At 57.5% G+C, this 5,087-nt stretch carries 4 protein-coding genes; 2 read left to right on the top strand and 2 right to left on the bottom strand.

Features of this window, described 5'->3' with window-relative positions; all coding sequences use genetic code 11:
* A partial coding sequence (locus tag ACREAY_RS09635) for a hypothetical protein (RefSeq protein ID WP_431755558.1) occupies positions 1 to 353 on the bottom strand: 353 nt, incomplete at its 3' end.
* Positions 354 to 474: 121 nt separating this feature from the next.
* On the opposite strand from ACREAY_RS09635, the gene ACREAY_RS09630 reads away from it, so the two are divergent.
* Together ACREAY_RS09630 and ACREAY_RS09625 are read left to right on the top strand one after the other, a co-directional pair.
* Positions 475 to 2,370: an AMP-binding protein gene (locus tag ACREAY_RS09630; RefSeq protein ID WP_431755557.1), complete on the top strand. Its 1,896-nt coding sequence runs from the start codon at positions 475 to 477 to the stop codon at positions 2,368 to 2,370.
* A gap of 39 nt (positions 2,371 to 2,409) precedes the next feature.
* Positions 2,410 to 4,857: a M1 family aminopeptidase gene (locus tag ACREAY_RS09625; RefSeq protein WP_431755556.1), complete on the top strand. Its 2,448-nt coding sequence runs from the start codon at positions 2,410 to 2,412 to the stop codon at positions 4,855 to 4,857.
* On the opposite strand, the gene ACREAY_RS09620 is transcribed toward ACREAY_RS09625, so the two are convergent.
* Positions 4,854 to 5,087, bottom strand: a 234-nt coding sequence (locus tag ACREAY_RS09620) for an alpha/beta fold hydrolase (RefSeq protein ID WP_431755555.1), incomplete at its 5' end; no start/stop codon positions are given. The genes ACREAY_RS09625 and ACREAY_RS09620 overlap by 4 nt on opposite strands.

Below are 5,087 nucleotides of genomic sequence, written 5' to 3'. Positions count from 1 at the left end.
CTGCTGTCAGACATCGACGCCAGGCTGTCAAACGTTTTCACAAACTCGCCAAAGACCGACTCCATAGTCACGTCGATGACGTTCTTCGTGCGCACAAACTGAGATGCCACCTTCTGGTCGGTAAACTCGACGCCACGGTACTTTACGTATAGCATCGGCTGGCCGTATTTCACCATGTTGGTCTCCCCGCCTTCCACCTGCGACACCAGTTTTGTGAAATACTCTTTTGACTGGGCGTTTCTGGCAGTGGAATTCATCTTGGATACTATCATCAGTTTCGTCAGGTCCCGGACAAAGTCGTCAGCGTACTTGGGATAGTCTTCAAAATCGTACCGGACCTCCTCCACTACCAAGCTATGTAGTATGGCCGGCCATCACCACTTAATTATTCTTGCATCGATATCCAGCCGGCTTGACCATTCCACACCGCCCGGTAGTTAGATAGATTAGTAGTGCAGGGCGCCGGATCGTAAATTGGAAGGGTTTGCTTTCCAGCAGGGCGGCGGCCACCTAGCGGAAAGCAACGTCGCCGTCTTTATGAAAAAGCACGGCATTTCCAGCTATCAAGAGTTAGTAAAAAAGGCAAACAACGACATTGCTTGGTACTGGGACGCGGTCAACGACGACCTGGGGCTTGAATGGTTCCACAAGTACGACAGCGTGTACGATTCGTCTTCCGGCGTGCCCTGGACAAGGTGGTTCCTTGGTGGCAAGTGCAACATTGTCGGAAACGCCATAGACAGGCACGCAAGGAAAAGCCCGGACAAGGTGGCGTACATTTTCGCCAGTGAGCGCGGCTCGAAAAATGTGACCTATGGCCAGCTGGACGCAGAGGTTGGCAGGCTCGCCTCGGCGATGAAGGGTGCCGGCGTCAGGAAAGGCGACGTCGTCGGCATCTACCTTCCAACTATAGCAGAGGCCTTTTACGCCATCTTTGCGTGTTCCAGGATAGGCGCGGTTCATGCCACCGTGTTTTCCGGCTTTGGCGCGCAGGCCCTCCACTCGCGGCTTTTAGATTCAAAGGCAAAGATGCTGGTGACGGCAGACACTGCGAGGAGGCGCGGGAAAGACGTTGACCTAAAGAGCCAGTGGTCAAGTGCGGTTGAGGGCACCGACGTTTCTACGATAGTGACAGTCAACGGCCAGGGTGACGGCAACAATATCGCCAGTTATGCCGACTTTGTGAATGGCGCAGGTTCTGCCAACACAGAAGCGATGGATGCTGAGGACCCGCTTTTCATATTGTACACGTCAGGCACCACGGGCCGGCCCAAGGGCACGCTGCAGGTGCACGGCGGCTTTGCGGCCGTCGCCGGCCAGCAGGCAAAATACCTCGTAGACATGAGGCCGGACGACGTCCTTTTCTGGCACGCCGACATTGGCTGGATAACGGGCCAGGTGTGGGTCGTCTACGGCAGCCCCATCGTCGGCGGGACGGCGCTCGTCTACGAAGACGCGCTCGACTATCCCGCCCCCGACGCGTGGTGCCGGCTGATAAAAGAACATAAAGTCAGCATCTTTGGAGCCGCGCCGACTGCCATCAGGATGTTCATGAAGGGCGACGTCCCGACTGCGAAATACGACTTCTCGTCGCTGCGCGTGCTGGCCTGCACCGGCGAGCCGATAAACCGCGAGGCGTGGAACTGGTATTTTGAAAAGGTTGGCCAAAAGAGGTGCCCAGTCATCAATGTGTCGGGCGGCACCGAGGCCGGGGGCGCAATCGTGGGCGCGGCGCCTGCAATGTCATTAAAGCCGTGCACGGTTGGATGCCCGGTACCGGGGTTTGACGCCGACATTTTTGACGAGTCCGGCCGGCCTGCAAGCGAGGGCTACCTCGTCATCAAAAAGCCGTGGCCCTCGATGAGCAGGGGCATCCTCAACGACCCTTCAAGGTTCATCGAGACCTACTGGTCGAAATATAAAGATGTGTGGTACCACGGCGACATCGTCTCGGTGGACGGCGACGGCCTGTGGTACATGAGGGGGCGGGCTGACGACGTGATAAAGGTGTCCGGCCACAGGATAGGGACGGCAGAGGTGGAAGCCGCCGTCGCGTCGCACCCCGCGGTTGCGGAGGCGGTGGCAGTAGGCAGACCTGACGAGCTGAGGGGCGAGGCAATAGTCGTATGTGCAGTTGTCAGGGACGGGCAAGCCCGCGACGAGCGGCTAAAGGCCGAGATCGCTGCAAGGGTCGAGGGGGCAATCGGCAGGTTTGCACGGCCTCAGGAGGTGAGGCTGGTTGCCGAGCTGCCAAAGACGCGCACGGGCAAGTTCGTGAGGCGGCTCGTCAAGGCGAAAATCGCGGGCGAGAGCATGGCCGGGCAAGACCTCTCGATGGTCGAGAACCCTTCCTCGCTTGACGGCATCTAGCAACCTTTATCCCACCTTTCCTAACTAGCACCGGCCATCATGCACGAAGAGGGGACCAAGAAATTTGCGCTTGCAGGAAGCAGGGCGCACTATGCGCCATCGCTTGCATTTACAGTGAGCCACATGAGGCTCGAGATAGAGCCCGACCTTGAGGCCCGTACCATCCAAGCCAGGCAAGAGTTAGAGATAACCGCAGTGCAGGGCGTCGACGCCATTGAACTTGACGCGGCCGAGCTGGACATTAAATCAGTATCTGCAGGCGGCAAAAAGCTTGCATTCCGGGCAATCGGGGACAGGCTCGCAATAAAACTGGCAAAAAAGCTTGGCGAGGGCGAGAGGATGATGCTTGCAATTTCATATTCTGCACGGCCAAGAAGGGGCCTCTACTTTGTCGGCCCCGACAAGCACTATCCAGACAAATACCCGGAGGTGTGGTCGCAGGGCGAGAGCGTCGAGGCAAAGCACTGGTTCCCGTGCATCGACCACCCGCAGGTGAAATTCTCAAGCGAGATAACGATAACCGCGCCCGAAGGCTATACCGCCCTCTCTAACGGCCGGCTGACAAAGACAGAGAAGGGCAGAAAATGGAAGTTTCACTGGGCAGAGAGCAACCCGCACCCCTCTTACCTCACCTCGATGGTGATGGGCAAGTACGTAGAGATAAACGAGGGCAATTTGTATTACTATGTGCCGCCGGAAAAGGCGCACGACGCCAAGAGGTCGTTTGACCGCACCGGCGACATGGTGCAGTTCTTTGAGGAATACCTCGGGACAAAATACCCGTACGCAAAATACTCGCAGGTGTGTGTGCAGGACTTTGTCTACGGCGGCATGGAAAATTCCAGCTGCACGACGCTGACGCTTGACACTCTGCACGACAAAAAGGCGCACGCAGACTTTTCCAGCGACTACCTTGTGTCGCACGAGCTTGCGCACCAGTGGTTTGGCGACCTTGTGACCTGCCGGGACTGGCAGCATGTCTGGCTCAACGAAGGCTTTGCGACGTACTGCGAGGCGCTGTACTGGGAGGTCAGCAGGGGGATGGACGAGTTCCACTATTACGTGATGCAGACGGCAGACGACTATTTCGACGAAGCCGGCAGCAGGTACGTCAGGCCCATCGTCACAAAGGTGTACAAGCACCCTGACGAGCTGTTTGACAGGCACACGTACGAAAAGGGCGGGTCGGTGCTCCACATGCTGCGCCACCACGTCGGCGAAGGGCACTTTCGCCGCTCGCTGAAAACCTACCTGCAGAGGTTCGCCAACGGCGTCGCAGAAACCGACGACCTGCGCAAGGTATTCGAGCTTGAAACGGGCGTCAGCCTGCAGCAGTTCTTTGACCAGTGGATCTACCGCGAGGGCCACCCGGACCTGAAGGTCGAGTTTTCATCCGACTCTAAAATGGCGAAGATAAAGATCGAGCAGGCTCAGCAGGGCGAGCCGTTTGCGTTTGCGCTCGAAGTCAGGCTGGCGTTTGCCAGGGGTGATAAAATATACACGTTCAACGTGTCAGAGAAAGAGAGCGCGTTCCAGATCCCAATCGACAAAGAAGTAGAGTGGTTTTCAGTCGACCCCGAGTTCAAGGTGCTGAAAACCGTCGCGATAAAGGCCCCAAAAGAGATGCTCGTCAGGCAGCTGCAGGAAGGCAAGACCGTCATCGAGCGCGTCGAAGCCGCCCGTGCTCTCAAAGACCATTCTGCGGATGCAGTCGTGGACGCGCTGCAAAAAACAGTAATGAATGATTTCTGGGGCGTGGCTGCAGAGGCGGCCAAGACGCTTGGCGCGATAAGGACAGGGCGCGCATACGAGGCGCTGGGCAGGTGCATAAAGGTGAGGCACCCAAAGGCAAGGCGCGCGGTGGTAAAGGCGATAGGCGAATTCAAGCGCGAAGAGACCATTGAATTGTTAAAGCCCTATTCGCACGATGAGAGCTATTTCGTAGAGTCGGAAGTGATGACGGCTATAGGCAGGACAAGGAGCAGTAACGCGATGCCCATCCTGAAAAAGGGCGTGGAAACGACCTCGTTCCAGAACATCGTTGCGCAGGGCGCCATAGCCGGCCTCAAAGAGTTCCCGGACGACAAAGAGATCGCGACATTGCTGGTTGAAAAGACCAGGTATGGCAATCACCACCGCGTGAGGGAAGCTGCGACGTTTGCGCTTGGCAAGTTCACCGACAGCCACGCCGCAGTAGAGCAGTTAAAGACGCTGCTGTCTGACAGCTGGTTCAGGGTCAGGATAAACGCGTGCAGGGCGCTTGCCGACGCGGAATACGTCAGGGCAATCCCTGACCTGGCGAGGGTTGCAGAGCAGGACCTGGACCACAGGGTCCGGCGCGTGGCGGAAGAGTGCATCAACATGATAAAAGAGGCTACGAAAAAGCCAAAGGAGGTCGCGCAGATGAGGGAAGAGATGGACAGGATGAAGGCAAAGAGCCTCGAGATGATGCAAAAAGTCGACAGGCTGGAAAAGGGCCTGCGCTAGCCTTCCTGCGCAAACCCTGCCACGAGCCGGTTAAAGACCTGCGGCTTGTCGACGTGCACGCGGTGGCCGCACCCTTCCAGCAGCACCACCCTGCAGTTTTTCATCTTGATAAAAGGCTCGGCGTATTTTGCAGGGATCATTGCGTCGTCCTTGCCCCACAGCAGCATCGCAGGCACCTTTATCCTGCCCAGCCGGCCGTTGAGCCTGGGCGCCCGCGCGCTGCCCATCAG

This window comes from Nitrososphaera sp. (assembly GCF_050748925.1).
Classification (GTDB): domain Archaea; phylum Thermoproteota; class Nitrososphaeria; order Nitrososphaerales; family Nitrososphaeraceae; genus Nitrososphaera.
This window is presented reverse-complemented; position numbering and strand designations above follow the sequence as displayed.

Bases quoted from the DNA above. Each gene is read 5' to 3' on its own strand.
- ACREAY_RS09625 (WP_431755556.1), top strand. From the start codon at position 2,410: ATGCACGAAGAGGGGACCAAGAAATTTGCGCTTGCAGGAAGCAGGGCG.